Source organism: Vibrio sp. R10-SG3-ISO10 (genome assembly GCF_059834185.1).
In genome coordinates, this window is the sequence record NZ_JCBDHG010000012.1 from 39,678 (window position 1) to 64,667 (window position 24,990).

Below are 24,990 nucleotides of genomic sequence, written 5' to 3' on the forward strand. Positions count from 1 at the left end.
ACCCCTTCTCGGGGTGTTTTTTTATTTGTGCTTATTGCTCGTCTCGCCCGAGACAAGAATTGTATGCTATCATACCGCGCTTTTTGAGATTCCAAGAGAGATCCTAACCTTGAGTCAACAAATTAAACTTCTTGTCGGTCTTGCTAATCCTGGGCCTGAATATGCCAGAACTCGACACAATGCGGGGGCATGGGTAGTAGAAGAACTCGCACGTATTCACAACGTCACTCTAAAGAACGAAGCCAAGTACTTTGGAATGACAGGACGAATTATGGTTAACGGTCAGGATCTCCGTTTGCTTATCCCAACCACTTTTATGAACCTCTCAGGTAAATCTATTGCTGCTTTGGCAAAGTTTTATCAAATTAAACCAGAAGAGATCATGGTTGCGCACGATGAGCTAGATTTACCACCAGGTGTCGCTAAGTTTAAGAAAGGCGGTGGCCACGGTGGGCATAACGGCTTACGCGATACCATTAGTAAGCTTGGTAATTGCAAAGATTTCTATCGCCTTAGGATCGGCATTGGCCATCCTGGGCACAAAGACAAAGTTGCTGGATTTGTATTAGGCAAAGCTCCAGCAAAAGAACAAGAGCTTCTTGATGCAGCGGCAGATGAATCTGTCCGTTGTCTAGACATCCTGATTAAAGATGGTCTATCAAAAGCGCAAAATCGTTTACACACGTTCAAAGCTGAATAAGGTTACTATCATGGGTTTTAAATGTGGCATCGTTGGTCTACCAAACGTAGGTAAGTCAACTCTGTTTAATGCACTCACTAAAGCAGGTATCGAAGCGGCAAACTTCCCGTTTTGTACTATCGAGCCAAACACAGGCGTAGTACCTGTGCCAGATCTGCGCTTAGACGCACTAGCAAAGATTGTTAACCCACAAAAAGTACTACCAACCACAATGGAATTCGTTGATATCGCGGGCCTCGTTGCTGGTGCTTCACGTGGCGAAGGTTTAGGTAACAAATTCCTAGCAAACATCCGTGAAACTGACGCGATCGGCCACGTTGTACGCTGTTTTGAAAATGAAAACATCGTTCACGTTGCAGGTAAAGTATCACCAATCGAAGACATCGAGGTGATCAACCTAGAGCTTGCAATGGCTGACCTAGATTCTTGTGAGCGCGCGATTCAGCGCAATGCTAAGAAAGCTAAAGGTGGCGACAAAGACGCGAAGTTTGAACTGACCGTTCTTGAAAAGCTACTTCCAGTTCTAACTGAAGGTGGCATGGCGCGTACCGTTGAGCTATCTAAAGAAGAACTAGCAGCAGTGGGTTACCTAAACTTCCTAACGCTTAAGCCGACTATGTACATCGCTAACGTTAACGAAGATGGTTTCGAGAACAACCCGTACCTAGACGCTGTACGTGAATACGCAGAGAAAGAGAACAACGTCGTTGTTGCAGTGTGTGCAGCAATCGAATCTGAACTTTCTGAGCTTGACGATGAAGATCGTGAAGAGTTCCTTGCAGATATGGGCATCGAAGAACCGGGCCTTAACCGCGTGATCCGTTCAGGCTACGAGCTATTAACTCTGCACACTTACTTTACTGCTGGCGTTAAAGAAGTTCGCGCATGGACGATCCCTGTAGGTGCAACAGCTCCGCAAGCTGCAGGTAAGATCCATACTGACTTCGAGAAAGGCTTCATTCGAGCTGAAGTTGTTGGTTACGATGACTTTATCCAGTTTAATGGCGAAAGCGGTGCGAAAGATGCAGGTAAATGGCGTTTAGAAGGTAAAGATTACATCGTAAAAGATGGCGATGTTGTTCACTTCCGTTTCAACGTTTAATTTACGCCCAAGTCATTGACTTTAAAAGCCAGCACTTACGCTGGCTTTTTTATTGCCCTTTAACAAAGAAACAAATTAACTCTTCCAAGTGATGTCAATTTGTTATCAGTTTTCGATCATTAACACGCCTCTTTGTTTAAAAAGAAACCGAACGGTTGATTTCTGAGGATTTATTCAAAAAAACTATTGACGGCTTTGCCTCAACTTCGCATAATGCGCGCCGTTCCCAACGATAAGGCAACGAATCGGAGAGAACAAAAATATGGTATGGCTACGTAGCTCAGCTGGTTAGAGCACATCACTCATAATGATGGGGTCACAGGTTCGAATCCCGTCGTAGCCACCATTCCTAAACACTTTTCTTTTAAAGTCGTTAGGAATTGATGCGGAAGTGGCGGAATTGGTAGACGCACCAGATTTAGGTTCTGGCGCCGCAAGGTGTGAGAGTTCAAGTCTCTCCTTCCGCACCATATTTTATAGCTTTTTTAGCTATGCCTGCAGGTCTATCGCCAAGCGGTAAGGCAGCGGCTTTTGATGCCGCCATTCCCTGGTTCGAATCCAGGTAGACCTGCCACTATTTAAAGTGCTGAGCCTAATTAAAAAAGGGCTTGTCACTAAGAGCTAGAGAGTTTATATTGTCTCGCTCACGAGTGGCTACGTAGCTCAGCTGGTTAGAGCACATCACTCATAATGATGGGGTCACAGGTTCGAATCCCGTCGTAGCCACCATTTACAATTTCATATGGCTTTTACCAATTAGCGGTATGAATACAAAATTGATGCGGAAGTGGCGGAATTGGTAGACGCACCAGATTTAGGTTCTGGCGCCGCAAGGTGTGAGAGTTCAAGTCTCTCCTTCCGCACCATTATTTGAAGTCTCTTTAATTAGAGCACTGCAGGTCTATCGCCAAGCGGTAAGGCAGCGGCTTTTGATGCCGCCATTCCCTGGTTCGAATCCAGGTAGACCTGCCATTCTAACGTCTAGTTGATTCTCCAATTATCAGCTAAGACTAAAAATTGATGCGGAAGTGGCGGAATTGGTAGACGCACCAGATTTAGGTTCTGGCGCCGCAAGGTGTGAGAGTTCAAGTCTCTCCTTCCGCACCATCATTTGAAGTCTCTTTAATTAGAGCACTGCAGGTCTATCGCCAAGCGGTAAGGCAGCGGCTTTTGATGCCGCCATTCCCTGGTTCGAATCCAGGTAGACCTGCCATTACAACGTCTAGTTGATTCTCCAATTATCAGCTAAGACTAAAAAATTGATGCGGAAGTGGCGGAATTGGTAGACGCACCAGATTTAGGTTCTGGCGCCGCAAGGTGTGAGAGTTCAAGTCTCTCCTTCCGCACCATCATTTGAAGTCTCTTTAATTAGAGCACTGCAGGTCTATCGCCAAGCGGTAAGGCAGCGGCTTTTGATGCCGCCATTCCCTGGTTCGAATCCAGGTAGACCTGCCATATAACTTCATTACGCTTTCACCAATTAGCGGGATGAACACAAAATTGATGCGGAAGTGGCGGAATTGGTAGACGCACCAGATTTAGGTTCTGGCGCCGCAAGGTGTGAGAGTTCAAGTCTCTCCTTCCGCACCATTCTTTGAAGCCTCTTTAATTAGAGCACTGCAGGTCTATCGCCAAGCGGTAAGGCAGCGGCTTTTGATGCCGCCATTCCCTGGTTCGAATCCAGGTAGACCTGCCATATAACTTCATTACGCTTTTACCAATTAGCGGGATGAACACAAAATTGATGCGGAAGTGGCGGAATTGGTAGACGCACCAGATTTAGGTTCTGGCGCCGCAAGGTGTGAGAGTTCAAGTCTCTCCTTCCGCACCATTCTTTGAAGTCTCTTTAATTAGAGCACTGCAGGTCTATCGCCAAGCGGTAAGGCAGCGGCTTTTGATGCCGCCATTCCCTGGTTCGAATCCAGGTAGACCTGCCACTATTTATAGGTTCAGTGGATAACATCTTTTGATGCCTCGTCTATTGTCCCTGGTTCGGCTATAAGTAGCCTGCCATACAACTTCATTACGCTTTTACCAATTAGCGGGATGAACACAAAATTGATGCGGAAGTGGCGGAATTGGTAGACGCACCAGATTTAGGTTCTGGCGCCGCAAGGTGTGAGAGTTCAAGTCTCTCCTTCCGCACCATTTGGCTACGTAGCTCAGCTGGTTAGAGCACATCACTCATAATGATGGGGTCACAGGTTCGAATCCCGTCGTAGCCACCATTAATTTCGATCATTTGTAGTTATACACATGATCACGTAGTTTCAAGATGCGGAAGTGGCGGAATTGGTAGACGCACCAGATTTAGGTTCTGGCGCCGCAAGGTGTGAGAGTTCAAGTCTCTCCTTCCGCACCATCTTGAAGACTACAGCCATATTTATGCGGAAGTGGCGGAATTGGTAGACGCACCAGATTTAGGTTCTGGCGCCGCAAGGTGTGAGAGTTCAAGTCTCTCCTTCCGCACCATTGGCTACGTAGCTCAGCTGGTTAGAGCACATCACTCATAATGATGGGGTCACAGGTTCGAATCCCGTCGTAGCCACCATTTACAACTTCGTATTGCTTTTACCAATTAGCGATATGAATACAGATTTTTTGCGGAAGTGGCGGAATTGGTAGACGCACCAGATTTAGGTTCTGGCGCCGCAAGGTGTGAGAGTTCAAGTCTCTCCTTCCGCACCATTATTTAAAGAAACCCGGCTATTTAGCTGGGTTTTCTTTTATCTGCAATATGCTCTCCTCTACATTTCACTAGTATTTCGCGAATAGCGGGTTACCTCAAATTGCATTTTGAAGCGTTACAAACATAAAAAATCCAGCCGAAGCTGGATTTTAATTAAGTCATGACTTTAATTGTGCTAAGAGACTAACTCTTTAGCCTAAAAGCCCCAACGCTGAGTTGGGCGCTTGCTTTGCTTGAGCAAGAACAGAACTTGATGCTTGCGATAGGATCTGAGACTTAGTAAGTGCCGTTGTCTCTTTCGCAAAGTCTGTATCCTTGATACGGCTCTTAGACGCATTCACGTTTTCGTTGATGTTATCTAAGTTGTTAATCGCATGGTTGAAACGGTTTTGGAATGCACCAAGCTCAGCACGATGGCTATCAACAAACTTAAGTGCAGAGTCGACAATCGCTACGGCTTGTTGCGAACCACCAACAGTAGTCACGTCCATCGTGTCGACTGTCACTGCCTGCGCGGCACCAATACTTAGCTCACCAGCAAGTGCACCACCAAATGTTGCAGCACCTTCGACTTGGTTGTTATCGGTAAATAACTGAAGCTTACCATCTTCGTCAACAGACGCTGTTACTAAGTCTGTTTGACCGTTGATATAAGTGGCTAGCTCTTCGATATCATCACCTTCTTTGGCATTAATGGTAACGTTTTGAGCCTGGCCAAACTTGTCAGTCAGTGCAATGGTCAGATCATTCGCGCCCGCTTGTACGCTCCAGTCTTTGTCTTGACCGTTTGCGGCAATATAACTATTACCACCCATCATTGAGTTGTCACTACGCATGTTGTTCATGGTTAGCATTACTGCCTCACCATTATCAGCACCAATCTGGAATGATTTGGTAGCAAATGTGCCGTTTAGTAGCTTGTTACCACCAAATGAAGTGGTTTCAGCAATACGATTTAGCTCATCGTTTAGAGCCGTTACTTCCTCTTGGATAGCAACGCGCTCAGACTTAGAGTTTGAACCGTTAGCAGATTGAAGTGACAAGTCACGCATACGTTGCAGAATGTTAGTCGTTTCGTTCATAGCACCTTCAGCGGTTTGTGCCATCGAAATACCATCATTCGCGTTACGTACAGCGACATCTAAGCCACGGCTTTGCACATTCAAACGGTTAGAGATCTGAAGACCTGCCGCATCGTCTTTTGCGCTGTTAATCTTAAAGCCAGATGAAAGTCTTTCCATCGACGTCTGTTGGGCAGTAGTCGCACTGTTTAAATAACGTTGTGCTGTCATTGCCGAAACGTTTGTATTTACATTAACCGCCATAGTGGTTTCTCCTATTGATTTCCGTACACCGGAGGTAAAGGGTTTCCGACGTCTCGGTAAACCAATTAGTTCTCTCAAAGTAACCTTATTAACGACGTAAAATTGATTAACTTTAGAGCTAAATAGGCAAATATTTTAAAAACCTAACGATTAGAAAGAGATATTGACACAACCGACAGATATGAAATCAATTGCTAAAGATTTTTTGCTTTCAGCCGATAAGGCGCGATTTTGAAATAGATGGGAGTACGAAAAAAGGAGCTAGAATTTTCTTTGGGCAAAAGAAAAGCCCCTTTCCTTTGAGAGAACCGGGGCTATTTGGTAGCCAATGCCAATATGGAGATCGAGAGAAATGATCACAGCCTGGCTGCCGTGCTACATAAGTGACTCCAGCTATGGAGCAGGTGTGAGAGAGAGCTCCATTACCTAATCACCTATGTTTGCCGTCAAAATCACACTGACCCTACGTCTAGGTTAATGTCGGTGCAAAGTTTGACTATTACTGCAATAGTGACATTGCAGAGTTAGGCAACTGTTTTGCTTGAGCAAGTATTGATGTACCCGCTTGTTGCAGAATTTGTGCTTTCGTCATCGCCGTGGTCTCTTTCGCGAAGTCTGTATCGCGGATTCGACTGTTCGATGCTTCAACGTTTTCTTGAATATTCGCTAAGTTGTTGATGCTGTGGCTTAGACGGTTTTGTTTCGCACCTAAATCCGCACGTTGTGAGTCAACATACTTAAGAGCCGCATCAATAATGCCTACCGCATTTTGCGCACCACCTACAGAGCGAACATCAATGTTTTGCACCGTGGTTTGAACACCCGGCCCACCATTAAGTCCAAGCTCTCCAGCTAATCCACCCGAAATGTTCAAATTACCTTGAAGGTTTGGTTCGGCGGCAAAGATTTGCAGTCTACCATCTTGGTCTACAGACGCTTTAAACTTGTCTGTCTGACCATTGATGTAAGTTGCTAATTCCTCAATATCATCACCCTCTTTAGCTATGACATCTAAGGTAATTGCTTCACCATCTTTAGTGGTAAATTCAAACTTAAGATCTTTCGCCGCAGCAGGCACTCCCCAGTCTTTATCTTTAGCTTTTTCCAAGTCTGAGATAAATGACTGACCACCCATTCGAAAATCATCCGCACGGACGCTTGTTAAGCCCATGATGATTGCTTCACCAGAACTCGCACCGATTTGGAATGACGCTTCACCAAATGAACCGTTCAACAGTTTTCGACCACCAAATGAAGTGGTTTCAGCGATTCGGTTAAGCTCATCTTGCAGAGCAGAAACTTCTTCATGCAAAGCTTGGCGCTCAGATGCTGAGTTTGTGCCGTTTGCCGATTGCAGTGACAAGTCACGAATACGTTGAAGAATCGAAGTTGACTCATTCATCGCACCTTCTGCTGTTTGAGCGATAGAGATACCATCGTTCGCGTTACGCATTGCCACATCTAAACCACGGGACTGTGCCGTTAGTCGGTTCGAGATCTGTAGGCCAGCCGCATCATCTTTAGCGCTATTAATTTTTTGACCTGATGACAGACGTTCCATGGAAGTGTTTAGCTCCCCTGTCGCCTTATTCAAGTAACGTTGGGCGGTCATCGCCGACACGTTAGTATTAACTGTAATGGTCATACTTTGCTCTCCTATTGAGTTCGCAAGTGCTTGCGAAGCGGCCAGCTTTGTCTCATTTGGAAGCACTGACCGTAAATGACTTGCTAAGTAGATCTATTGCCTACTTAAAACTAATTTGTTTAACTCTGCACTAAACAATTCAAGTTATGTGCCAATTTTAAAATAGTTACCAAACAAATATTTTTCCCTTTATTTATTAGCAACTTAAGAAGCAAGCTTGTTATTTGCTCGTATCGAACAAATATTGCCCACTTAAACCGGCAAAATGATTGCCGCCCTTTTTGCCACTAGATTGCCACTATGTATCCTGGCCACTTTATCCAATAGCAGTATCTATCTCGCACTTACGGCATAGCACATAAGGCAATGAGCTTAGATATAGTTAAATAGAGTGAGGTCTTTGGTCTTGCCAAATGCCTGTTGAGACGCCTGAAGCGCGCGTGAGTTTTCATTGAACTCAATGATTGCTTCTGCGTAATCAAGATCTTCAAAATTACTTTTAGATTTGGCTAAAGTCATATTGAAATCGTCATGCTGCTCTTCTTGAATATCTAGCGTACTTAATCGAGCGCCGACATCCGTACGCGCTTTAGTCAAGTGAATAAAGGCAGAATGAAATTCTTCCACAACTCGGTGTAGTTGAGCTGTATTAGATACATCCGACACTGAGCCTTGTGACAGCGCCATCGCATCTTTAAAGGTTTCAAAAATGCTATAGGTACGTTTGGGCTCTAAAGTAATTTGGTCACCTTTAGTAATTTGCCCTTTAACCTGAATAGACACATCTTCAAACTTAATACCCACGGCAGGATCAAAAGTATCGGCCTTCACCACTGAACCATCGCGCTCAAGTTGATAACCGTACTTCCCATCGGGCATATCAACAAATGTCACTCTATAGCTCGAGTTGTCATCTGGATTGATATTGATCGCTCGTTCAAGTAAAAGATCTGAAGTCTCATTTAGATTGTATTTAGGCTCAAAATCACCAAATGGGTTATCGATCTCCATAAACAATTTGCTGCCAGGGTCATTGATTGGCATTTCTAAACTGTTAGAGATTTTCATCTTGCGCTGATAGTCATCGCCTGCATAAACCACATCGCCATCTTTATCACGAAAGAAAGGCTGATTCTTCGGCTTAGTTCCGGCAAATATATAGTTACCAGACTCATCCTGGACATTGACTAAGTTAAGAAAGTTGTTGGCGATTTCCTGCATTTCACGACGTTTAGCCAAACGGTCTTCCGGTGATAATGAACCATTGATCATTTCCATTACCGTTCGTTTTGCTTCATCAGCAAAGTCTTCCGCATTGGAGATAATGACTTCATGGTGTTCAAGGCGATTACGAGAAAGAGTAATTGCATCGGTAAACTGACGCAGTTGCTCTTTCTGTTGACCGATGTTCTGTATGTAATGCGTTGCGAGTGGATCGTCACTCGCTTTCATTAATTTTTTACCTGACGCTAATTGTGCTTGGTTGTGATGCACTTTGGCTTCCGAGCGACGTAAATCGTTCTGTACCGACTGATAATTATGGAAGCTAGAAATACGATTCATCATTTATGCCTCCTTATCTCAGCGCAAGGATGGTGTTAAAAGTGTCGTTAGCCGCCTGCATGATACGAGACGACGCCATATAAGCTTGCTGAAACTTCATCATGTTGGCAGCTTCTTCATCCAAGTTAACACCTGCAATCGATGCAACTCTTTCTTGTGCGGCTTCTTTCTCCAAACGCGAAACATCGGTTAAGCGCGAAGCCGTAGACATTTGAAGACCGACATCGGTATTGAGGTTGTGGTAAATGTCGAGAATGGTCGACTCACCATCATTAAGTTTTTTATCCGTTTGGATGTTTTGCATTTTTAGTAGGTTGCCGTTATCACCTTCAGAAGGGACAAGGTTTGCCGTAAATTTATCATTCGGCAGAGCACCACCAGTTAACTCAAATGAGGTACCCTGCACAGTTACAGCACCACTAGGCGGATAAGCTTGTGGTTGAAGTAGAATGTTCCCTTTAGTATCAGTTACAGCAAACTGCTGACCGTCAGGTGAGATGATCACTTCAAACTCTCGCAAATTACCTGCTTGAGCAATGCTAAATTCCGCACTGCCTTGAGCAAAAGTTGTCGAAGCTTCATAACTTTGCGCGGCAATATCACTAGGATCATTAGTCGCCATTTGCATCTGGGCGGCTCCGCTTCGGGTCGGGCGAATCAGTACTCTTTCACCTGCTTCTAAGTCATTACGAATATCAATTCGTAAGCCATCTAGGGTAATAGCATTGTCTACAACCGGAACTATGAACTGCTCTCCTGATGGACGTGTGACGTAATAATCACCAGCTACATATTGCAAAGAATATTGCCCACCAACGAGCTGGCTAGTGTCCTCGATGTAAACCGCCAAGTCCGCTTTTGAGTTAGAAGAAGTGACAACACGAGATTCTGCAATAAAATCGGAGTTCACATCAGTAAACATCAACCCACCAATGTTTCCGCGTAAATCTAGACCTTGGGACTGTAAGCTGTTCACTTCATAAGAGAAGGAAGTGGCGAGCTTACCCAGCTCATCCATTAACTGAGGAATTTTCTCGTCACGCATTGTTAGCATGGCACCGATCTTTCCATCAATATCTTTGGTGGTAATCGCTTTGATACCCTTACCTTCAATCATGGCTAAGCGACGTTGATGAACATCTGGGTATCCATCAATCATTTTTAGTTCACTGGCTTCGGTACCTGACACCAAGGTATGCCCGTTACCAATATGAACATTAAAACCTTCTGCATTTTTGCGCGGTGTGACGGTAACTTTTGTGTACTCAGAGAGTTCAGCGATAAGCTTCTCATGCGTATCCATCAAATCATTATGTGGACCAGGCGTACGCATCATAAGACGATGTAAGTCTCTAATCTCTAAGGCAAGCTGGTTTACACGCTCGATACCTAAATCAAGCTTCTTGTTAGTCACATCCGACTGACGACGAATCGTTTCATGGAAGTCGTTTAGGTTCTGAGTAATCAAGTTTGCTTTTTCAAGCACCACTTTACGTGCACCCACGTCATTTGGACTATCAGCGAGTGATTTCACGGCATCAAACCACTCGTTAAGGTTTTCTGGAATTTTTTTCGAGGCGACCGATGACAGCATATTTGAAAGCATTTCCAAATTGGCTTCGTCATCGACTTTATGCGCGTAATTGGTTGTTGAGACATTCAGTTCATTAACGGCAAACTGATCCCAAGAGCGGCGAACTTTTTCCACATGAACGCCCATACCATAGGTTTCCCCGCCATATTGGCGTGGCATATTTGTGCCTTGTATCACCGACTGACGGCTATAACCCTCTGTATTCACATTAGAGATATTATGACCGGTGGTGTTTAGTTGTCTCTGAGCTGTGAGAACGCTTTGCGAACCAAGATTCAGAAGATCAGACGACATATTGCCCCCAAGAAACCTTTTAAAATCAGCGTTAACTGAACATCTGAGTTAGATTTTGCAATATGTGTGCCAAACTGGAGAGCTGGAGAGCTGGAGAGCTGGAGAGCTGGAGAGCTGGAGAGCTGGAGAGCTGGAGAGCTGGAGAGCTGGAGAGCTGGAGAGCTGGAGAGCTGGAGAGCTGGAGAATTTTGAAGGTTAACGATAGAACATCAACCCTTTTTTTGATGCTGAACTGGGTATATCCCCTAGGAAAACTAGAAAATTAACATTGCTTTGTTTGTGCTCGCCAATCTAGTTTTCCAGCAGCGAAGCGATCTACAGGGCGAAGCCCGCTCCAGTATCTCAGGACGAAGTCCGTCCTTCACTTTACATCTGATCAATACGCGCTTTTACGCTAAGAACTTTATCTGCGTATCTAGGATCGGTCGCATAGCCTGCTTGATGGATACCACGAATAAACTCTTCGTTGTTGCCGCCATGACGTAAGGCTGTGGTATAGCGAGGGTTTTCATTAAGAAAACGTACGTAGTCGTTAAAGCTCTCTTCATAGTTAGCGTAAGAGCGAAAAGCGGCATTCTCTTTAACCGGCACACCTTGATGATACTCTAAAGTTTGAGTAGAGACTTTATCACCTGACCAGCTTCGATCTGCCTTAATATTGAATAGGTTATTACTGCTGCCACGAGAGTTATTCACCACTTTCTGCCCCCAACCTGTTTCTAACGCGGCCTGCGCTAATAGAAGCGATGAGTCGATACCAAGCGCTCTTGCCGCCTTTTCAGCATAAGGCTTCATTGAAGTCACAAAGGTTTCCGGCGACTCAAAGCGAGATGGGTGAGGCTGTGAAGGTAATTCAACGCTGGTTGCATCAGCGCGTTCATGGCGAATACGATCAATTTTCTCCATCATAGCTTTAAAATCTTCATTGCGCGCTTTAGCACTCTGGTTTTCGACGCTACCTGTAGAAAGTTGAGCAACAATCATATCAGCCAGGCCGAGCGAGCCAGAAGCGCTTAGCTCACTGGACATTTGCTCGTCCATCATTTGTCGATAAAACTGCTGATTTTGACTGTCCATCAAACCCGATTCAAAAGTCGAGTTGGCATCACGCATGGATTTGAACAGCATCGAGGTAAAAATCGCTTCAAATTGCTTCGCTGCCGCGGTTAGCGCTGCTTTTTCACTACCTTCGTCACCTTCCACTGCTTGCTTACGTAATTTATCTAAGCCTGCAATATCGTGAATAAAGCCGATGTCATTGCCATTGTTAATCATGCTCTACTCCTTAGATAACGATCAGTTGACCTTCAATCGCCCCTGCTTGCTTAAGCGCTTGCAGAATCGCCATTAAATCAGAAGGCGCTGCGCCAACCTCATTTACCGCTCGAACCAGATCATCCAAAGTCAGACCCGGCTCAAACTTAAACATTTTACCTTGCTCTTCCGTTACCTCGATATCCGTATCTGGCACGACAACAGTCTCTCCACCACCAAACGCGTTAGGCTGACTAACATTGAGGTTTTCTTTGATCGCCACCGTCATACCACCATGAGTTACTGCAGCGGGCTTCAAACGAACATGCTTGCCCACCACTATCGTACCAGTACGTGAGTTAACAATGATTTTTGCCGAACCTTCAGCAGGATTAAATTCGATGTTTTCAATTGCAGATAAGAAAGCCACGCGTTGAGTAATGTCGCGCGGTGCACGTACTTTCACAGATGTCGCATCAACCGCAGAGGCCATTTGCGGACCAAGGAAATTGTTTACCGCATCAGCCATGCGCTGCGCAGTAGTAAAATCAGATTCTAGAAGGTTAAAGGTAATGTAGTCACCACGACTAAACGGAGTGGGTATCTCACGTTCAACCATAGCGCCATTAGAAATCATACCCGCTGTCGGGTTATTACCGACGATTTTTGAACCATCCGCACCTGTTGCGCTAAAGCCACTGACGACAAGGTTGCCCTGTGCTACGGCATAGATTTGCCCATCGAGACCTTTAAGCATGGTTTGCATAAGCGTCCCGCCTCGTAGGCTTTTAGCCGAACCAATCGAAGAGACGGTCACATCAATGGTTTGACCTTGCTTTGAAAACGCAGGCAGCTCAGCAGTTACAATAACAGCAGCAACGTTCTTACTTTTTGGCTTTGTGCCTGGCGGCATTTGAATACCAAAATTCTGCAACATTGCATTAAAGCTTTGATCAGTAAAGGGGGTTGATTCTCCGGTTCCAGGCAAGCCTGTAACCAAACCATAGCCAACCAATTGGTTGCTACGAACACCAGCGACTTGCGAGACATCTTTGATACGCGCCGCCTGAGCCGACGTCGCGATAAACATCATACTGGTAAAAAGGAGAAACAACTTTTTCATGATCATACCCTTGTTCTAATCTCTATGCCCACTTAACACGCTGCCAAAAAAGCGGCATCAGATGGATTTATAGGGAGACATTAAAGAATCGTGCCAAGAATCCCGGTTCTTGCATATCTTGTTGCGTTCCAGTTCCTGAGTACTGAATACGAGCATTAGAAATTCGGTTCGATGCAATCGTATTATCGTACTTGATGTCATCTGGACGGATAGTGCCACTTAAGCGAATGTACTCATCGCCAGTATTAAGTGTAAGCCACTTTTCACCGCGAATAATCAAGTTGCCGTTGGCCAGCACTTCGATAACCTCAACCGTAATTGAGCCAGAAATACTGTTGCTCTGATTAGCCGCCGCACTGCCCTTGAACTTGTTATCGTTGCTTAAGTTATACGAGAAATTATAGTCACCAATATTCAGTTGCTGACCGCCGACCTCTAGCGGATCCATTGACGCATCATTGTTTTTTGATAGATCTGCATCAGAGCTTTTAGCCGCCTTGGTGCTCTCATCAAGCGTTACGGTAATGATGTCTCCGATGCCACGTGGTTTTGAGTCATCATATAAGCTATTAGTGCTTGCCGTGTTGAACAGTGAACCTGTTTCCGCAGCGTAATGCTCTGGCTTGTGTTTAGGGTGAATTGGTGCCCAAGCTGGGTCGCCTGAAACTGGGTCTGCTCGGCCACGAAGAGTATCTATAATTCCCGAGCTCTCTTGTGCAGACTTATCCCCTTCGACTGCATCAACGGTTGTTGTGCCTTGGGTTACATCCGGAGTTTCAATTGGCGGCTCTAACATCGAGCACCCAGACACCACTGCCACTGTAAAAAGTGCGATTATACGTTTCATTTCTTATCTCCACCCTAAGCAGTGATTACAGCTGCTGATTCACGAAGCTCATCATCTTATCGACGGCAGAGATGACCTTAGAATTCATTTCATACACACGCTGAGCTTCGATCATATTCACTAGCTCTTCAGTCACGTTAACGTTGGAGGTTTCTAGCATCGATTGTCTGACTTCACCAAAACCGTCAAAACCCGGTACGCCCTCTTGTGGATCACCACTCGCGCCTGTTGGTAGGTAAAGGTTTTGACCAATTGGCTCTAAACCACCTGGGTTAATGAAATCGACCGTTGCAATCTGACCAACCACTTGGTTGTCTTGCTGACCACGAACGCGAACAGATACCTCACCATCCGTACCAACCGTAATACTGATGGCGTCTTCTGGGATAGCAATTTCAGGCTCAAGGGCATAACCTGCGCCTGAAGTCACAATGACCCCTTCGTCGTTAACAGTAAATTGACCGTTACGAGAATAACCAATGTTGCCGTCTGGCATCAGAATCTGGAAGAAACCGTCACCTTCGATCATCATATCCAGGCTATTGTTGGTTGTTTGAGTGTTGCCTTGAGTATGGACTTTTTGTGTCGCGACAACTTTAGAACCCGCGCCTAGCATCAAGCCGCTTGGCAATTCAGTATTCTGAGAAGACTGACCACCTGGCTGATTGATGTTCTGATAGAACAAATCTTCAAAAACCGCACGGCTCTTTTTATAACCAACGGTTGAAGCGTTCGCCAAGTTGTTTGAAATGGTTGAAATGTTGGTTTGTTGAGCGTCTAAGCCCGTTTTACTTACCCATAGTGCCGGATGCATAACTCTCTCCTAGAATCTGTTAGCTCATACGAAGCAGAGAATCAGACGCTTTGTCCATGTCTTCTGCTGTGCTCATCATTTTTACTTGCATTTCAAACTGACGTTGCAAGTCAATTAAATTGGTCATCTCGCCAATAGCATTGACATTACTACCTTCAATTGCGCCTGTGAGCAGTTTTACACTGGCATCCGCTTCGTATGCCGCATTAGGATCTTTTGCACGGAACAAGCCGTTAATATCTTTGAATAGTGATTGATTGTTGGTGCGAGTGAGTTTGATACGGTCAACCACTTCAATTGCATCGGCTGGAGCACCTTGAGGAACAACAGAAATCGTACCGTCGTTACCAATCTCAACTTTACTGATTGGGATAGGCAATGTGATTGGTGCACCCGTTTCACCTAGAACAAGATTACCGTTGCCGCTGACTAGCAAGCCATTGACATCAATCTTCAGGTTACCGTTGCGCGTAAGACCTTCTTTACCCGTTTTATCCAGTACAGAGATCCAGCCATCACCTTGGATGGTGACGTCTAAATCCCGCCCAGTGGTAATCACGCTGCCTTGTTGGAAATTATGTCCCGGACGTTCTGTCATGCTAAACACACGGCTTGGTAGACCATCGCCATACGCTTGCATTGAGCGAGCTTGCGCCAAATCAGCACGGAAGCCCGTGGTACTGACGTTCGCCAAGTTGTTTGCTCTAAGCTGCAAAGCCTGCATATTTTGCTTGGCGCCGCTCATAGCGAGAAACAGTGCACGATCCATAATTTGCTCCAAAAATCACAATTCAGATCAATAAAAGCAATTGTCGTGCCAAATTTATTTTATTTTTAATATCAAGGTTTTAATTAAAAAACGGCAAGATTTTCAGAGAATTTTCGGAGGGATTTGCCGTAGTGGCAACAATAGCAAGCTGATCATTGCCACCAGCTTGCTATTCAGATGATTGCGACATCGCGCTAGGAATACCTTACAAAGATTAACGAATTTGTAGGATGTTCTGTTGCGTTTGGTTGTGCACTTCTAGCGAACGAGAGTTAGCTTGGAAGTTACGTTGCGCAGAAATCAAGTCAACTAGCTCTTGCGTCATGTCGATATTCGACTGCTCTAGAGTACCGCTACTGATGGTACCGAATGAACCTTTATTGGACTCACCCCAAATCTTGTCCCCAGAGAACTGAGTAGAATCCCATTGAGTACCACCCTTCTTATCTAGCCCTTGCTCATTCGCTACACGAACCAATGAAACACGACCTAGAATAATGTTTTCACCGTTAGAGTATGTACCCAAAACGCTACCATTCTCATCGAAGTCAACCTTAGTCAAGAAACCCGTTGTTGCGCCATCTTCATCAAACTTCGTTAGTTCAAATGGAGCAGCAAACTGAGTCGCATCTTGTAATCCAAATGACAGAACCTGGTTAACATCAGCACCATTGAGTTCAACAGGATTCGCACCTGCGCCTAGAGGCTCAGAGACTATGTTCTGACCATTATTCAGACTCGCTAAGGTACCATCATTGTTAAACTTCATGGTATGACCAACTTGACCTGTTGGTGATGTCGCATCACCACCCACAATATTGATCGGCTTCTCACCCGCACTGTCAGTGACCGTGTAATAAGTCTGCCAAGTGTTTGGTTGAGTTTGATCTTTTAGATAGTAAGTCGTTAGCTTGTACGACTGCCCCATAGAGTCATAAATGGTCGATGAAGTCGAACGGTTGTACGTTTCTGGGTCTGAGAAATCAAACAACGCCGGATCCTTCAGGTCACCACCAGCAGGGAGGTTGACACCCACATCAATGTTTGATGTCTGCTTTGGCTTACCGAACTCTTTTGGAATGTTGATTGGCGAAGGCTCGTAAGAGAGAACGTCACCAGTATCTTTATTTACTTGATAACCTAGCAAAAACTCATCGTTAGCCGTCACCATGTAGTTATCTTTGTTCAGGTGGAATGCACCATTACGCGTTAACTCATTGGTGGTTGGTGTTAGGCGATCTTTTGCTACCGCGAAAAAGCCAGTGCCGCTGATACGCAAGTCCATTGGGTTGTTAGTATAAATACTAGAGCCTTCGTGGAACTGCTGAGCAACCTTAGCCGCTTGTACACCTTGTCCGGGTGTTGTTTTCGCATGAGTAAAAAGTGAATTTGAGTAAACATCGCCAAATTCAGCACGAGACTCCTTAAAGCCGTACGTGTTCGCATTCGCAATGTTGTTACTGGTTGTGTTCAGATCTAACTGAGCTGCGGAAAGACCGCTTAGTGCAACATATGACATTCCAAAATCTCCTATCTAGCTAGCATATCTACTTAAGAGTTACGCTTTGCCAACTTCTAGTACTTCAGCAAGTCGAACTGGCGACTCAAAGCCAGCCAGATTGAGTAGTACGTTACCATCGCCTTTACCTAAGAGAACACTGTTTACATTAGCGTAGGTCGAAACCTCAAACTCTTTGGCCTTGCCATCTAGTAAACCCGATGCTTTCACATTGTATTTACCTGCCGGCAATGGATTACCGTTTTGATCTTTACCATCCCATTCAATTCGGCTGTCACCCGGAGGTTTAGAGCCTACATCAAAGGTACGGATTAGCTGACCCATTTGGTCTTCCACTCTCACCATCAAGTTATCGACAGATTGAGGGAGTTTCACCATGGCAGCCATTGAGCCGTCATCAGCCTTAACCCCTGCTGCGCCTGGGACGAGAACGTCTCGGCCGACAAGAGAAGAGGCTTGAAGTGCTTGGTTAGAAGTCATCGACGCATTCAGTGTTTCAAACTGATTGTTCATTTTGCCGATTCCGTCTACCGTCGCAAACGACGCCATCTGTGCAATCATCTGGTCATTGCTAACCGGCTTAAATGGGTCTTGCTGGGCAAGTTGCTTAGTGAGCAGAGATAAGAAGTCTTCTTGTTTAAGATCCTGCTTACCTGTTGTCTCGTTGGGCTTGTTCTTGTCCTGAAGCTGTTTAAGCTGGTCTACATAGGACAAGCCGCTTTGACCAACATTATTAATGCCATCGGCCATAGTTACCTCCTATCCTTATTGACCCATCTGCAGCGTACGCAGCAGCATTTGTTTGCTTGCATCTGCTACTTGAACGTTCGTTTGGTAAGAACGTGAAGCAGAAATCATGTTAGCCATCTCTTCCATCACATTAACGTTAGGCTTGTAGATATACCCTTCGTCATTAGCGAGTGGATGGTCAGGGTTGTACTCCGCATCAAGCGGCTTATCACTTTCGACAATACCCATCACTTTCACTGGCACCGTATGGTCGCGGCCATACTTTGCCTTACTTAACTCCGCACCGAACACAGCGTGGCGGGCTTTATAGGTATCTTTCGCAGAGCTAGAGATACTGTCCGCATTGGCTAAGTTACTTGAGGTCGTATTTAGACGAACAGATTCAGCGCTCATGGCAGAACCAGTTACATTGAAAACGTTAAATAAGCTCATCTAGTTACTCCCTTTTAATGCTTTAGTTAAGTTCTTGAATTTACTTCCTAAGAAGTCAAGTGAGGCTTGGTGTCTGATTTGATTTTGCATAAACAAGTTACGCTCCAAATCCACATCAACCGTATTGCCATCACCTGTGTCAGGTTGTGTAGGAAGACGATACATTACTTCCCCTGTCACCCTAGTAGAGGCAGGAATATGCCGACTATCAGTTCGACTAAGCCCGATGCTTGCCTCTGATGTTGCCGCCTGCAGTGCCTTTTGGAAGTCCATCCCTTTCGATTTGTAGCCTGGAGTGTTCGCTTGTGCAATGTTGGTGGAAATCACCTCTGCATTGCGCTCACGTACGCCCACCGTGTATTGGTGGATACCTAATGCGTTGTCGAAAGAAATAGCCATGTTAACCTCTACTCAAGAACTGACCGTTACTATTAAATGTAAAAGCAATTAGCGTACCAACTTTAATAAAGTTTGTTCCACTATTACTTTCAATTGGATAATTTGCAATAAGTACGCCAACTCATATGGCGACATCATGCTAAAAAGTTTGGAATGACTCGTAGAAAGTATACAAGTTAACTAGGGAATAGATACAAAAATGCCCAGCATTAAGGCTGGGCATTTGAAGGATTAAGGCTCGATTATTTGAGTTTGTAGATAATACCCGGATTACATCTAACCATCTCAAATCGGTCAGTAAGCCCAGTTAAAGATTCGGAAGCCCCCAACAGCAGATACCCGCCAGGGTTTAAGCTATTCGCCATTTGGTTCAATACTTGAGACTTCATGTCCGGCGAGAAGTAGATAAGCACATTACGGCAGAAGATGATGTCAAACTTACCGAGCAGCGCGTAGCTATCCATTAAGTTCTGTGGGCGGAAGTTAACCAAACGCTTCACGTTATCTTTGACCTTCATGCGGCCATCACCAGCATCTTCGAAGAAATTGCGTCGTCGTTCAGGTGAGAGACCTCGACCTAACGCCAAATTGTCATAAACACCAGCACGACACATATCAAGCATGCTCGCTGAGATATCAGTAGCGGTAATAGACACGCTAGGCAGCATGCCAGGTTTGCGTTGCTGGGTCTCAAGTATCGTCATCGCCATAGAATAAGGCTCTTGACCTGAAGAACTTGCCGCAGACCAAATCTTAATTGGACGCTTATTGGCTGCCGCTTCTGGCAACAACTTGTTAGCAAGCACTTCAAATGGATAGGTATCACGAAACCACAGTGTCTCGTTGGTGGTCATGGCATCAACAGCGGCAACACGCAGTTCACGATTACGCCCAGTCACCACATCTCTAAGCAAGTCAGACAGAGTCGCTAACTTAAACTTAGTGACGAGCGGGCTTAGTCGGCTTCTGACTAGGTACTGCTTACTATCACCAAGCACAATACCACATTGTGACTCTAAGAATCGGCTGAAATCACGATACTCTTGATCGCTTATAGTTATCGCTGTCATTAACTTCTCTTTTTATTCTGTAAGTGCAGCTTTTACTGCATTACCAAGCTCATCAGGGTTGAATTTCGCAATAAAGGAGTTAGCTCCTACCCGCTCAACCATCGCTTGGTTAAATACACCACTAAGTGATGAGTGAAGAATAACATAAAGATCTTTAAGATCAGGGTTACGCCTTATTTCGGCTGTTAGTGTATAGCCATCCATTTCCGGCATCTCGATATCTGAGATAACCAAAGAAATCTGGTCATAGATACTGCCCTCAGCTGCCATTTCTACTAGCTTCTCATAAGCTTGCTTACCATCAATAACAGCAACGGCTTCAAATCCTAATGATGTAATTGCGCGCTCAACCTGCTTACGTGCAACCGTCGAGTCATCCGCAATGAGAATACGACGTACAATCTCTTTTTCTGCCTCAACCTGAGCAATCTCTTCGCCTATTGATGCATCCATTGTCTCGTCAACTGGCGCGATTTCTGCAAGAATTTTCTCTACATCGAGAATTTCAACTAGCTCGTTATCAATGTTGGTGACAGCCGTTAAGTAATTGGATTTACCAGCCCCTTCAGGTGGTGGCAAAATTGCTTCCCAGTGCATATTAATAATACGCTCGACAGAAGTAACCAAAAAGGCCTGAATAGTGCGGTTAAATTCAGCAATAACTACAAAAGCTTTTTCGACGTCAGTAGTAGGTCTGCCCCCCACCGCCAGACTTAAATCAATAACAGAAACGGTATGGCCACGAATATGAGCCACACCTTTGACGAGTCGGTGTAAGTTTGGCATTGAAGTAAGCTTAGGGCACTGAAGTACCTCTTTTACTTTAAATACGTTAATTCCATAACGTTGACGCCCCATCAGGCGAAAAGTTAGGAGTTCTAATCGGTTTTGTCCGACGAGTTGCGTACGCTGATTCACAGAATCAAGAATACCCGACATAAGCTCATCTCCATCTCAAACTTTAATGCTAAAAAAAATGGTAGTCTACTAACGGCCATGTAAAACTTTAGAGAAACAGAATGACATACTTTAAATCACACTTATGCTCATTTTCCATAACTAATTGTAGAGCTTTCTATAAAAAGTTTTATAAGTCTATCGGCTTTTTGTTGTTTTTCTTTAGTTTTTCAGCGACATCTGCAACAGAAAACCAAATCCAACTTATTCAACAAGCTGCAGAGGAGTACATTCTTGCAACTATTGAGTGGCCTTCAGGTGGCACACTTGAGGCCAAAGCGGCTAATTTAGATAGCCGAATTTTCGCGACAGACTGCCCTACTAGGCTCAATAGTTCTTCTTCATCGACCAACCCCAACGCCAGTAACATCACCGTATTGGTAGAATGCCCTGATGATGATTGGCGAGTCTACGTCCCAGTGCGTTTAACTCGTACCGGACCACAAGTTGTATTGACTACACCTCTATCACGTGGACAAATCATTGCTGCTCAAGATATCACTATTAATATGGTAGACTTACAACGCTTTAGGCGGCAAGGCTTTTCCACAATTGATGCAGTAATAGGCGCAAAAGCAAAGAAAAACCTTCGCTCTGGTGACATTATAGAAGCTAGAGATATTTGCGTCGTATGTCGCAATGAAACCGTCACAATTAAAGCCGTCAAGTCTGGTATGACGATTACCACAAAAGGTGTTGCGCTCGCAGATGGTTCACATGGTGAACAGATAAGGGTGAAAAATAGTAAATCCAACCGTATAATTGAAGGACGTGTAACTGGAATTTCAGAAGTGACGGTGATTTTTTAGAACTTTTAAAAAAAGCTAAAGTTTTAACCGTACGCGTCGATATTGACAGTACATATAGATAAATCTTCAAAAGGCTCAACAATTATGGCAGGTATCGACAACATACGTTCAGGGCAAACGCTATCAACTTCGACGCGCAGTTCTGTTCGTAACGAAAGCAGTCCAACAAGCAACTCAGACTCGGCAAAAAAGTCTGATGTCGCTCAGGATGCAGTTTCACTCAGCTCACAAGGCAAGGCGGTGGGAGAAATGCATAATCAAATGGTCAGCCAACCTAGCTTTGACAAAGCTAAAGTAGCCGCAATCAAAGAAGCGATTGCTAACGGCTCATACAATGTCGATCCTCAAAAACTTGCCGACAATATGATTAAGTTCGAAAAAGAGCTTGGCGGACTATAATCTGCGGGATTGTTGACCATGGCTGCGATATTAAGTTTGATCGAGTTTCAATTGAAAAATGCCCAAGAGCTTACCGATGTTCTTGAGCAAGAAAGAGTTGCGATTGCAAATCGAGTATCAAAAGATATCGAAGCTATCGCCAAAAACAAGATTGTCTTAATTGAACAGTTACAGACTACTGACGAACGTCTTCGTCGGCATCCTGAAGTAGAAAGCTTATCGCACGATCCAGAGTTGAGCCCTCTGGTTGAGCAGATTCGCTCTTTAATCAGTGATTGCCAGCAAGCCAACGAAGTTAATGGTCAGGCACTGCAACGTGCGCAACTTAGCTTTAACAAACTCAATAACCTAATGCAGCAATCTCAAGGCAAGTTAGGTATGACCTATACTGCTGAAGGTCAAACCAAAAATGTCACGACGTTAGGCACTAATATCAAAGCTTAGGAATAGAAATCAAAAAAAAGCGGCAACCATTGGTTGCCGCTTTTTGTTTGTTCGGAGATTAAAGTTTTAAAATAGTGTCTGTTGACGTTTTTCAGGAACCGTTTGTACCTCGCCATAATCACGTAGCTTATTCATTTTCTGAATATCCAATCTTAGCTCTGTGACATAGCTGTCGCCTACTTTGTAACTGCGTACCACTTCAGCACCACGTATTACACCATCAACAGCACCAGACGTCAGTTCAGTGCCCAGACGTTGATCTTGCAGGTCAGCACGGCCACTGACACGCATTCCGTAGACTTGCTCCGCTAGCTCGCGATACGCATCGATTTTAGAAGCGCGCATAGCGCGAACTTGCTTTTCTTCTTCATTGCGGCCTTTTTGCTCGCTGATGCTTGCGTAACCGACGGCTGTTAACCAGTCATCTTTACGCATATCGGTTAGAGGCTGGCAACCGACCATAACTAAAGCAACAATCAGGAGTAGTAGCTTTTTCATCTTGTCTCCTATGGACGCAATATAACCGTGTAAGGCTGAGTCATCGTGGGGTCAGAACGGATTAATACACCATCTTGGGTACGAATACTATTAAGGGTATCAAGATCTCGACCAATGCGATCCGCTGGTAAGAATCCTTGAGCCGTAGCAACCACGACTCGCGACTGCATACCGACGACTCGAGCGTTCACCAATACCCCGCCTTCTTGACGCAACATAGTACCCGTTAGGACGTATTGAATATCTTGCTCTTGCGCCAAGTCTTTCCAATCACGACTAAAGGCAAAATCACCTTGATGCGTCACCTGAATAGAACCCGTTGTTTTGAAGTCTACTACTTTAAATCCACGACGTTGGAACTGGTGGATAAAGCCTTCAGACACCGAGTTACCCAACCAGTTGGTTGCATCCATATTTTGTAGGTCAACAAACGAGGTCACAGCTATCGGTGTACGTGCAGACACACTGGTGTTCGAAATCATTAAGTCTTCCGTCATACTCTCTACAAAGAAGTCAAGAGTATGACGCGGGCTCTCCATCAGCATAAACTGCGAGCCTGGGTACGGTTCTTTACCGTTATATATTGGAGCATAGGCACAAGCGGTGAGAAACACCACAGGGACTAGCGATAGCCATTTTTTCATTCTCAAATCTCCGATACATTAAGGCTTAAAATGTCAGATCTTTTAGCTCTCTTCTAAAAGTGGAACATTCCTTGCTTTTCTATGTTTGCAACGACTTAGAAAGGCAATGCCTAAATCAGCTACGATTTAACAAGCAAGAAATGAACCAACTTGGTAACTAGATATGAAAAAATCGCTTCTTCTCTTCTTCTCCACACTTTACCTAAGCGTACTTGCCAACACGGCAACTGCGGCGTGGTTTGAAGTGACTGGGACGGCTACTGTCGTCTCTTCGGAAGAAGTCGCCCGTATACATGCCTTAGAGGACGCTCTATTCAAAGCAGTGAGCTTCTCTGGCGCAGATATTGGCAGTATCTCTAATCTACGCCCACTGTTAGAAAGCGATAGAAAGGAATATCAATTTACCAACAGCGAAGTACGCTATATCTTGGTTGATGAGCAGAAAACTCGCAGTGGCGTAATGTTTGTTAAAGCTCGCATTGATATTTACCCATCGGCAACGGGTTGCCACGTTAGCCAGTATAAAAAGACTTTTCTGGTCGGCAATATAGATATTGCCTCCCCTCAACAAGCGGTAATGGGGCAAATCTACAGCGTTGGGGATGACTTCGCCAATGTTATCAATCGTCAGCTAGATCAACAGTCTGCCAACTTCGTTTCTGTTGGTACCACTGATTTTGAAATTAACAAACGTTATCCAGAGCGGCTAAAAATGATCGCTGAAGATACCGGTGCTCAATACATCATCGGGGGCGTGATTACTGACTTAACAGCGACCATCGAAGCCGGAGGCTTGCTCAGCGACGACGTAATAAACCGCCAGTTTGCTTTAGAGATGCAAGTCTTTGACGGAAAGACGGGGAACGAAGTCTATAACCGTAACTATCGAGAAGTAGCAAGTTGGCCGTTTGCTAAGACCAGCCAAGTCGATACACGTAGTGCGCGCTTTTGGGCTTCGACCTATGGCGACATGATGCTGCGCGTTAGCCGTAACATTATGTTGGATCTAGAGTCAGAGGTCTCTTGTAAAATCACCTTGCCAGAAGTGGTTGCCAAATGGGATAACACCATCACAATCGATCTTGGGCGCATTCACGGTGTAATGGAAGGTGATAAGTTGCAACTATGGCACACAGGCTCATTTATTGATCAACGTGGGCTACCACGAAACAAAGTCACTGAAACCGATATTACTCTAACTGTATCACGCGTGTATGAGAATGAAGCGGAGCTTACTGTTGACCAAGCCGAACTTGCCGGGAGCATTCAAATCGGCGATGTCATGCACAAGATTCTTTAAAAACACCACTTCGTACTTAACTTATGATTTGAAATCAGTATCATAAGATT

The 24,990-nt window shown here is 44.8% G+C and carries 24 protein-coding genes and 20 tRNA genes; 27 read left to right on the forward strand and 17 right to left on the reverse strand.

Annotated features, from left to right (window positions below; translation table 11 throughout):
* Nucleotides 1-109: 109 nt before the first annotated feature.
* The 22 genes from pth to AC6R16_RS05690 all read left to right on the forward strand — a co-directional run bounded on the left by pth (nt 110) and on the right by AC6R16_RS05690 (nt 4,490).
* Nucleotides 110-700, forward strand: coding sequence for an aminoacyl-tRNA hydrolase (gene pth, locus AC6R16_RS05585; protein ID WP_004747087.1), 591 nt, complete (start codon nt 110-112; stop codon nt 698-700).
* A gap of 10 nt (nt 701-710) precedes the next feature.
* Nucleotides 711-1,802, forward strand: a complete 1,092-nt coding sequence (ychF, locus tag AC6R16_RS05590) for a redox-regulated ATPase YchF (RefSeq protein ID WP_004747089.1) — start codon at nt 711-713, stop codon at nt 1,800-1,802.
* Nucleotides 1,803-2,071: 269 nt separating this feature from the next.
* A tRNA-Met gene (locus tag AC6R16_RS05595) sits at nt 2,072-2,148 on the forward strand.
* Between the two features lie 39 nt (nt 2,149-2,187).
* Nucleotides 2,188-2,272: transfer RNA gene (locus AC6R16_RS05600), tRNA-Leu, on the forward strand.
* Nucleotides 2,273-2,301: 29 nt separating this feature from the next.
* Nucleotides 2,302-2,376 (forward strand) — tRNA-Gln (locus AC6R16_RS05605).
* A 78-nt stretch (nt 2,377-2,454) separates the two neighbouring features.
* Nucleotides 2,455-2,531, forward strand: a tRNA-Met gene (locus tag AC6R16_RS05610).
* 52 nt (nt 2,532-2,583) lie between these two features.
* Nucleotides 2,584-2,668, forward strand: a tRNA-Leu gene (locus tag AC6R16_RS05615).
* Between the two features lie 31 nt (nt 2,669-2,699).
* Nucleotides 2,700-2,774, forward strand: a tRNA-Gln gene (locus AC6R16_RS05620).
* Between the two features lie 50 nt (nt 2,775-2,824).
* Nucleotides 2,825-2,909, forward strand: a tRNA-Leu gene (locus AC6R16_RS05625).
* Nucleotides 2,910-2,940: 31 nt separating this feature from the next.
* Nucleotides 2,941-3,015 (forward strand) — tRNA-Gln (locus AC6R16_RS05630).
* A gap of 51 nt (nt 3,016-3,066) precedes the next feature.
* A tRNA-Leu gene (locus AC6R16_RS05635) sits at nt 3,067-3,151 on the forward strand.
* A 31-nt stretch (nt 3,152-3,182) separates the two neighbouring features.
* Nucleotides 3,183-3,257: transfer RNA gene (locus tag AC6R16_RS05640), tRNA-Gln, on the forward strand.
* Nucleotides 3,258-3,307: 50 nt separating this feature from the next.
* Nucleotides 3,308-3,392: transfer RNA gene (locus AC6R16_RS05645), tRNA-Leu, on the forward strand.
* Nucleotides 3,393-3,423: 31 nt separating this feature from the next.
* Nucleotides 3,424-3,498: transfer RNA gene (locus AC6R16_RS05650), tRNA-Gln, on the forward strand.
* Between the two features lie 50 nt (nt 3,499-3,548).
* Nucleotides 3,549-3,633: transfer RNA gene (locus tag AC6R16_RS05655), tRNA-Leu, on the forward strand.
* 31 nt (nt 3,634-3,664) lie between these two features.
* A tRNA-Gln gene (locus AC6R16_RS05660) sits at nt 3,665-3,739 on the forward strand.
* 126 nt (nt 3,740-3,865) lie between these two features.
* Nucleotides 3,866-3,950, forward strand: a tRNA-Leu gene (locus AC6R16_RS05665).
* 3 nt (nt 3,951-3,953) lie between these two features.
* Nucleotides 3,954-4,030: transfer RNA gene (locus tag AC6R16_RS05670), tRNA-Met, on the forward strand.
* 49 nt (nt 4,031-4,079) lie between these two features.
* Nucleotides 4,080-4,164: transfer RNA gene (locus AC6R16_RS05675), tRNA-Leu, on the forward strand.
* A 25-nt stretch (nt 4,165-4,189) separates the two neighbouring features.
* Nucleotides 4,190-4,274, forward strand: a tRNA-Leu gene (locus AC6R16_RS05680).
* A gap of 2 nt (nt 4,275-4,276) precedes the next feature.
* Nucleotides 4,277-4,353, forward strand: a tRNA-Met gene (locus AC6R16_RS05685).
* 52 nt (nt 4,354-4,405) lie between these two features.
* Nucleotides 4,406-4,490, forward strand: a tRNA-Leu gene (locus tag AC6R16_RS05690).
* A gap of 192 nt (nt 4,491-4,682) precedes the next feature.
* On the opposite strand, the gene AC6R16_RS05695 is transcribed toward AC6R16_RS05690, so the two are convergent.
* The 4 genes from AC6R16_RS05695 to flgK all read right to left on the reverse strand — a co-directional run bounded on the left by AC6R16_RS05695 (nt 4,683) and on the right by flgK (nt 10,912).
* Entirely contained in the window at nt 4,683-5,816 is a 1,134-nt protein-coding gene (locus AC6R16_RS05695) for a flagellin (protein ID WP_500641670.1), read from the reverse strand.
* 499 nt (nt 5,817-6,315) lie between these two features.
* Entirely contained in the window at nt 6,316-7,461 is a 1,146-nt protein-coding gene (locus tag AC6R16_RS05700; protein ID WP_500641669.1) for a flagellin, read from the reverse strand.
* A 372-nt stretch (nt 7,462-7,833) separates the two neighbouring features.
* On the reverse strand, nt 7,834-9,027 hold the full coding sequence (flgL, locus tag AC6R16_RS05705) for a flagellar hook-associated protein FlgL (RefSeq protein WP_500673836.1): 1,194 nt from the start codon (nt 9,025-9,027) through the stop codon (nt 7,834-7,836).
* 10 nt (nt 9,028-9,037) lie between these two features.
* Nucleotides 9,038-10,912 carry a flagellar hook-associated protein FlgK gene (flgK, locus tag AC6R16_RS05710; RefSeq protein WP_500673837.1) on the reverse strand — a complete coding sequence of 625 codons (1,875 nt, stop codon included), beginning with the start codon at nt 10,910-10,912 and terminating at the stop codon, nt 9,038-9,040.
* A 62-nt stretch (nt 10,913-10,974) separates the two neighbouring features.
* Here flgK and AC6R16_RS05715 point away from each other — a divergent pair, with 62 nt between their 5' ends.
* Nucleotides 10,975-11,178: a hypothetical protein gene (locus AC6R16_RS05715; RefSeq protein ID WP_500673838.1), complete on the forward strand. Its 204-nt coding sequence runs from the start codon at nt 10,975-10,977 to the stop codon at nt 11,176-11,178.
* A 100-nt stretch (nt 11,179-11,278) separates the two neighbouring features.
* Here AC6R16_RS05715 and flgJ read toward each other — a convergent pair whose 3' ends face one another.
* The 11 genes from flgJ to AC6R16_RS05770 form a co-directional block, all read right to left on the reverse strand.
* Nucleotides 11,279-12,187, reverse strand: coding sequence for a flagellar assembly peptidoglycan hydrolase FlgJ (flgJ, locus tag AC6R16_RS05720; RefSeq protein WP_500673839.1), 909 nt, complete (start codon nt 12,185-12,187; stop codon nt 11,279-11,281).
* A 10-nt stretch (nt 12,188-12,197) separates the two neighbouring features.
* On the reverse strand, nt 12,198-13,289 hold the full coding sequence (locus AC6R16_RS05725) for a flagellar basal body P-ring protein FlgI (protein WP_500673840.1): 1,092 nt from the start codon (nt 13,287-13,289) through the stop codon (nt 12,198-12,200).
* Nucleotides 13,290-13,356: 67 nt separating this feature from the next.
* Nucleotides 13,357-14,136, reverse strand: a complete 780-nt coding sequence (flgH, locus tag AC6R16_RS05730) for a flagellar basal body L-ring protein FlgH (RefSeq protein WP_500673841.1) — start codon at nt 14,134-14,136, stop codon at nt 13,357-13,359.
* Between the two features lie 25 nt (nt 14,137-14,161).
* Entirely contained in the window at nt 14,162-14,950 is a 789-nt protein-coding gene (gene flgG / locus AC6R16_RS05735) for a flagellar basal-body rod protein FlgG (RefSeq protein WP_004746763.1), read from the reverse strand.
* Between the two features lie 19 nt (nt 14,951-14,969).
* Nucleotides 14,970-15,719: a flagellar basal-body rod protein FlgF gene (flgF, locus tag AC6R16_RS05740; protein WP_069666949.1), complete on the reverse strand. Its 750-nt coding sequence runs from the start codon at nt 15,717-15,719 to the stop codon at nt 14,970-14,972.
* A gap of 214 nt (nt 15,720-15,933) precedes the next feature.
* Nucleotides 15,934-17,238, reverse strand: a complete 1,305-nt coding sequence (gene flgE, locus AC6R16_RS05745; protein ID WP_500673842.1) for a flagellar hook protein FlgE — start codon at nt 17,236-17,238, stop codon at nt 15,934-15,936.
* Between the two features lie 39 nt (nt 17,239-17,277).
* Entirely contained in the window at nt 17,278-17,988 is a 711-nt protein-coding gene (flgD, locus tag AC6R16_RS05750; protein ID WP_004746769.1) for a flagellar hook assembly protein FlgD, read from the reverse strand.
* Between the two features lie 15 nt (nt 17,989-18,003).
* Nucleotides 18,004-18,420, reverse strand: coding sequence for a flagellar basal body rod protein FlgC (flgC, locus tag AC6R16_RS05755; protein WP_171383551.1), 417 nt, complete (start codon nt 18,418-18,420; stop codon nt 18,004-18,006).
* On the reverse strand, nt 18,421-18,819 hold the full coding sequence (gene flgB / locus AC6R16_RS05760) for a flagellar basal body rod protein FlgB (RefSeq protein ID WP_100753759.1): 399 nt from the start codon (nt 18,817-18,819) through the stop codon (nt 18,421-18,423).
* Between the two features lie 242 nt (nt 18,820-19,061).
* The gene (locus AC6R16_RS05765; protein ID WP_004746773.1) at nt 19,062-19,889 is read right to left on the reverse strand and encodes a protein-glutamate O-methyltransferase; all 828 of its coding nucleotides are present in this window, start codon (nt 19,887-19,889) and stop codon (nt 19,062-19,064) included.
* 12 nt (nt 19,890-19,901) lie between these two features.
* Complete coding sequence (locus tag AC6R16_RS05770) at nt 19,902-20,828, reverse strand: chemotaxis protein CheV (RefSeq protein WP_004746774.1); 927 nt, start codon at nt 20,826-20,828, stop codon at nt 19,902-19,904.
* Nucleotides 20,829-20,908: 80 nt separating this feature from the next.
* On the opposite strand from AC6R16_RS05770, the gene flgA reads away from it, so the two are divergent.
* The 3 genes from flgA (at nt 20,909) to AC6R16_RS05785 (ending at nt 22,498) form a co-directional block, all read left to right on the forward strand.
* The gene (gene flgA / locus AC6R16_RS05775; protein WP_500673843.1) at nt 20,909-21,655 is read left to right on the forward strand and encodes a flagellar basal body P-ring formation chaperone FlgA; all 747 of its coding nucleotides are present in this window, start codon (nt 20,909-20,911) and stop codon (nt 21,653-21,655) included.
* A gap of 84 nt (nt 21,656-21,739) precedes the next feature.
* Complete coding sequence (gene flgM / locus AC6R16_RS05780) at nt 21,740-22,054, forward strand: flagellar biosynthesis anti-sigma factor FlgM (protein ID WP_500641661.1); 315 nt, start codon at nt 21,740-21,742, stop codon at nt 22,052-22,054.
* A gap of 18 nt (nt 22,055-22,072) precedes the next feature.
* Entirely contained in the window at nt 22,073-22,498 is a 426-nt protein-coding gene (locus AC6R16_RS05785) for a flagella synthesis protein FlgN (protein ID WP_500673844.1), read from the forward strand.
* A 66-nt stretch (nt 22,499-22,564) separates the two neighbouring features.
* Here the strand turns inward: AC6R16_RS05785 and flgP are convergent, their stop codons facing one another.
* Together flgP and AC6R16_RS05795 are read right to left on the reverse strand one after the other, a co-directional pair.
* Nucleotides 22,565-22,996, reverse strand: coding sequence for a flagellar assembly lipoprotein FlgP (flgP, locus tag AC6R16_RS05790; protein WP_004746782.1), 432 nt, complete (start codon nt 22,994-22,996; stop codon nt 22,565-22,567).
* 8 nt (nt 22,997-23,004) lie between these two features.
* Complete coding sequence (locus tag AC6R16_RS05795; RefSeq protein WP_331425247.1) at nt 23,005-23,640, reverse strand: FlgO family outer membrane protein; 636 nt, start codon at nt 23,638-23,640, stop codon at nt 23,005-23,007.
* Nucleotides 23,641-23,803: 163 nt separating this feature from the next.
* On the opposite strand from AC6R16_RS05795, the gene AC6R16_RS05800 reads away from it, so the two are divergent.
* Nucleotides 23,804-24,940: a flagellar assembly protein FlgT gene (locus AC6R16_RS05800; protein WP_500641659.1), complete on the forward strand. Its 1,137-nt coding sequence runs from the start codon at nt 23,804-23,806 to the stop codon at nt 24,938-24,940.
* Nucleotides 24,941-24,990: the final 50 nt, after the last annotated feature.

What these genes read in the sequence shown, in the direction of transcription:
- flgA (WP_500673843.1), top strand. Translation starts at nt 20,909, where the DNA reads ATGACATACTTTAAATCACACTTATGCTCATTTTCCATAACTAATTGT.
- AC6R16_RS05770 (WP_004746774.1), bottom strand. Translation starts at nt 20,828, where the DNA reads ATGTCGGGTATTCTTGATTCTGTGAATCAGCGTACGCAACTCGTCGGA.
- AC6R16_RS05695 (WP_500641670.1), bottom strand. Translation starts at nt 5,816, where the DNA reads ATGGCGGTTAATGTAAATACAAACGTTTCGGCAATGACAGCACAACGT.
- AC6R16_RS05715 (WP_500673838.1), top strand. Translation starts at nt 10,975, where the DNA reads ATGTGTGCCAAACTGGAGAGCTGGAGAGCTGGAGAGCTGGAGAGCTGG.
- flgE (WP_500673842.1), bottom strand. Translation starts at nt 17,238, where the DNA reads ATGTCATATGTTGCACTAAGCGGTCTTTCCGCAGCTCAGTTAGATCTG.
- flgG (WP_004746763.1), bottom strand. Translation starts at nt 14,950, where the DNA reads ATGCATCCGGCACTATGGGTAAGTAAAACGGGCTTAGACGCTCAACAA.
- AC6R16_RS05765 (WP_004746773.1), bottom strand. Translation starts at nt 19,889, where the DNA reads ATGACAGCGATAACTATAAGCGATCAAGAGTATCGTGATTTCAGCCGA.
- AC6R16_RS05795 (WP_331425247.1), bottom strand. Translation starts at nt 23,640, where the DNA reads ATGAAAAAATGGCTATCGCTAGTCCCTGTGGTGTTTCTCACCGCTTGT.
- AC6R16_RS05785 (WP_500673844.1), top strand. Translation starts at nt 22,073, where the DNA reads ATGGCTGCGATATTAAGTTTGATCGAGTTTCAATTGAAAAATGCCCAA.
- flgD (WP_004746769.1), bottom strand. Translation starts at nt 17,988, where the DNA reads ATGGCCGATGGCATTAATAATGTTGGTCAAAGCGGCTTGTCCTATGTA.
- AC6R16_RS05700 (WP_500641669.1), bottom strand. Translation starts at nt 7,461, where the DNA reads ATGACCATTACAGTTAATACTAACGTGTCGGCGATGACCGCCCAACGT.
- flgB (WP_100753759.1), bottom strand. Translation starts at nt 18,819, where the DNA reads ATGGCTATTTCTTTCGACAACGCATTAGGTATCCACCAATACACGGTG.
- flgK (WP_500673837.1), bottom strand. Translation starts at nt 10,912, where the DNA reads ATGTCGTCTGATCTTCTGAATCTTGGTTCGCAAAGCGTTCTCACAGCT.
- flgJ (WP_500673839.1), bottom strand. Translation starts at nt 12,187, where the DNA reads ATGATTAACAATGGCAATGACATCGGCTTTATTCACGATATTGCAGGC.
- AC6R16_RS05800 (WP_500641659.1), top strand. Translation starts at nt 23,804, where the DNA reads ATGAAAAAATCGCTTCTTCTCTTCTTCTCCACACTTTACCTAAGCGTA.
- flgL (WP_500673836.1), bottom strand. Translation starts at nt 9,027, where the DNA reads ATGATGAATCGTATTTCTAGCTTCCATAATTATCAGTCGGTACAGAAC.
- flgH (WP_500673841.1), bottom strand. Translation starts at nt 14,136, where the DNA reads ATGAAACGTATAATCGCACTTTTTACAGTGGCAGTGGTGTCTGGGTGC.
- ychF (WP_004747089.1), top strand. Translation starts at nt 711, where the DNA reads ATGGGTTTTAAATGTGGCATCGTTGGTCTACCAAACGTAGGTAAGTCA.
- flgC (WP_171383551.1), bottom strand. Translation starts at nt 18,420, where the DNA reads ATGAGCTTATTTAACGTTTTCAATGTAACTGGTTCTGCCATGAGCGCT.
- flgP (WP_004746782.1), bottom strand. Translation starts at nt 22,996, where the DNA reads ATGAAAAAGCTACTACTCCTGATTGTTGCTTTAGTTATGGTCGGTTGC.
- flgF (WP_069666949.1), bottom strand. Translation starts at nt 15,719, where the DNA reads ATGGATCGTGCACTGTTTCTCGCTATGAGCGGCGCCAAGCAAAATATG.
- flgM (WP_500641661.1), top strand. Translation starts at nt 21,740, where the DNA reads ATGGCAGGTATCGACAACATACGTTCAGGGCAAACGCTATCAACTTCG.
- AC6R16_RS05725 (WP_500673840.1), bottom strand. Translation starts at nt 13,289, where the DNA reads ATGAAAAAGTTGTTTCTCCTTTTTACCAGTATGATGTTTATCGCGACG.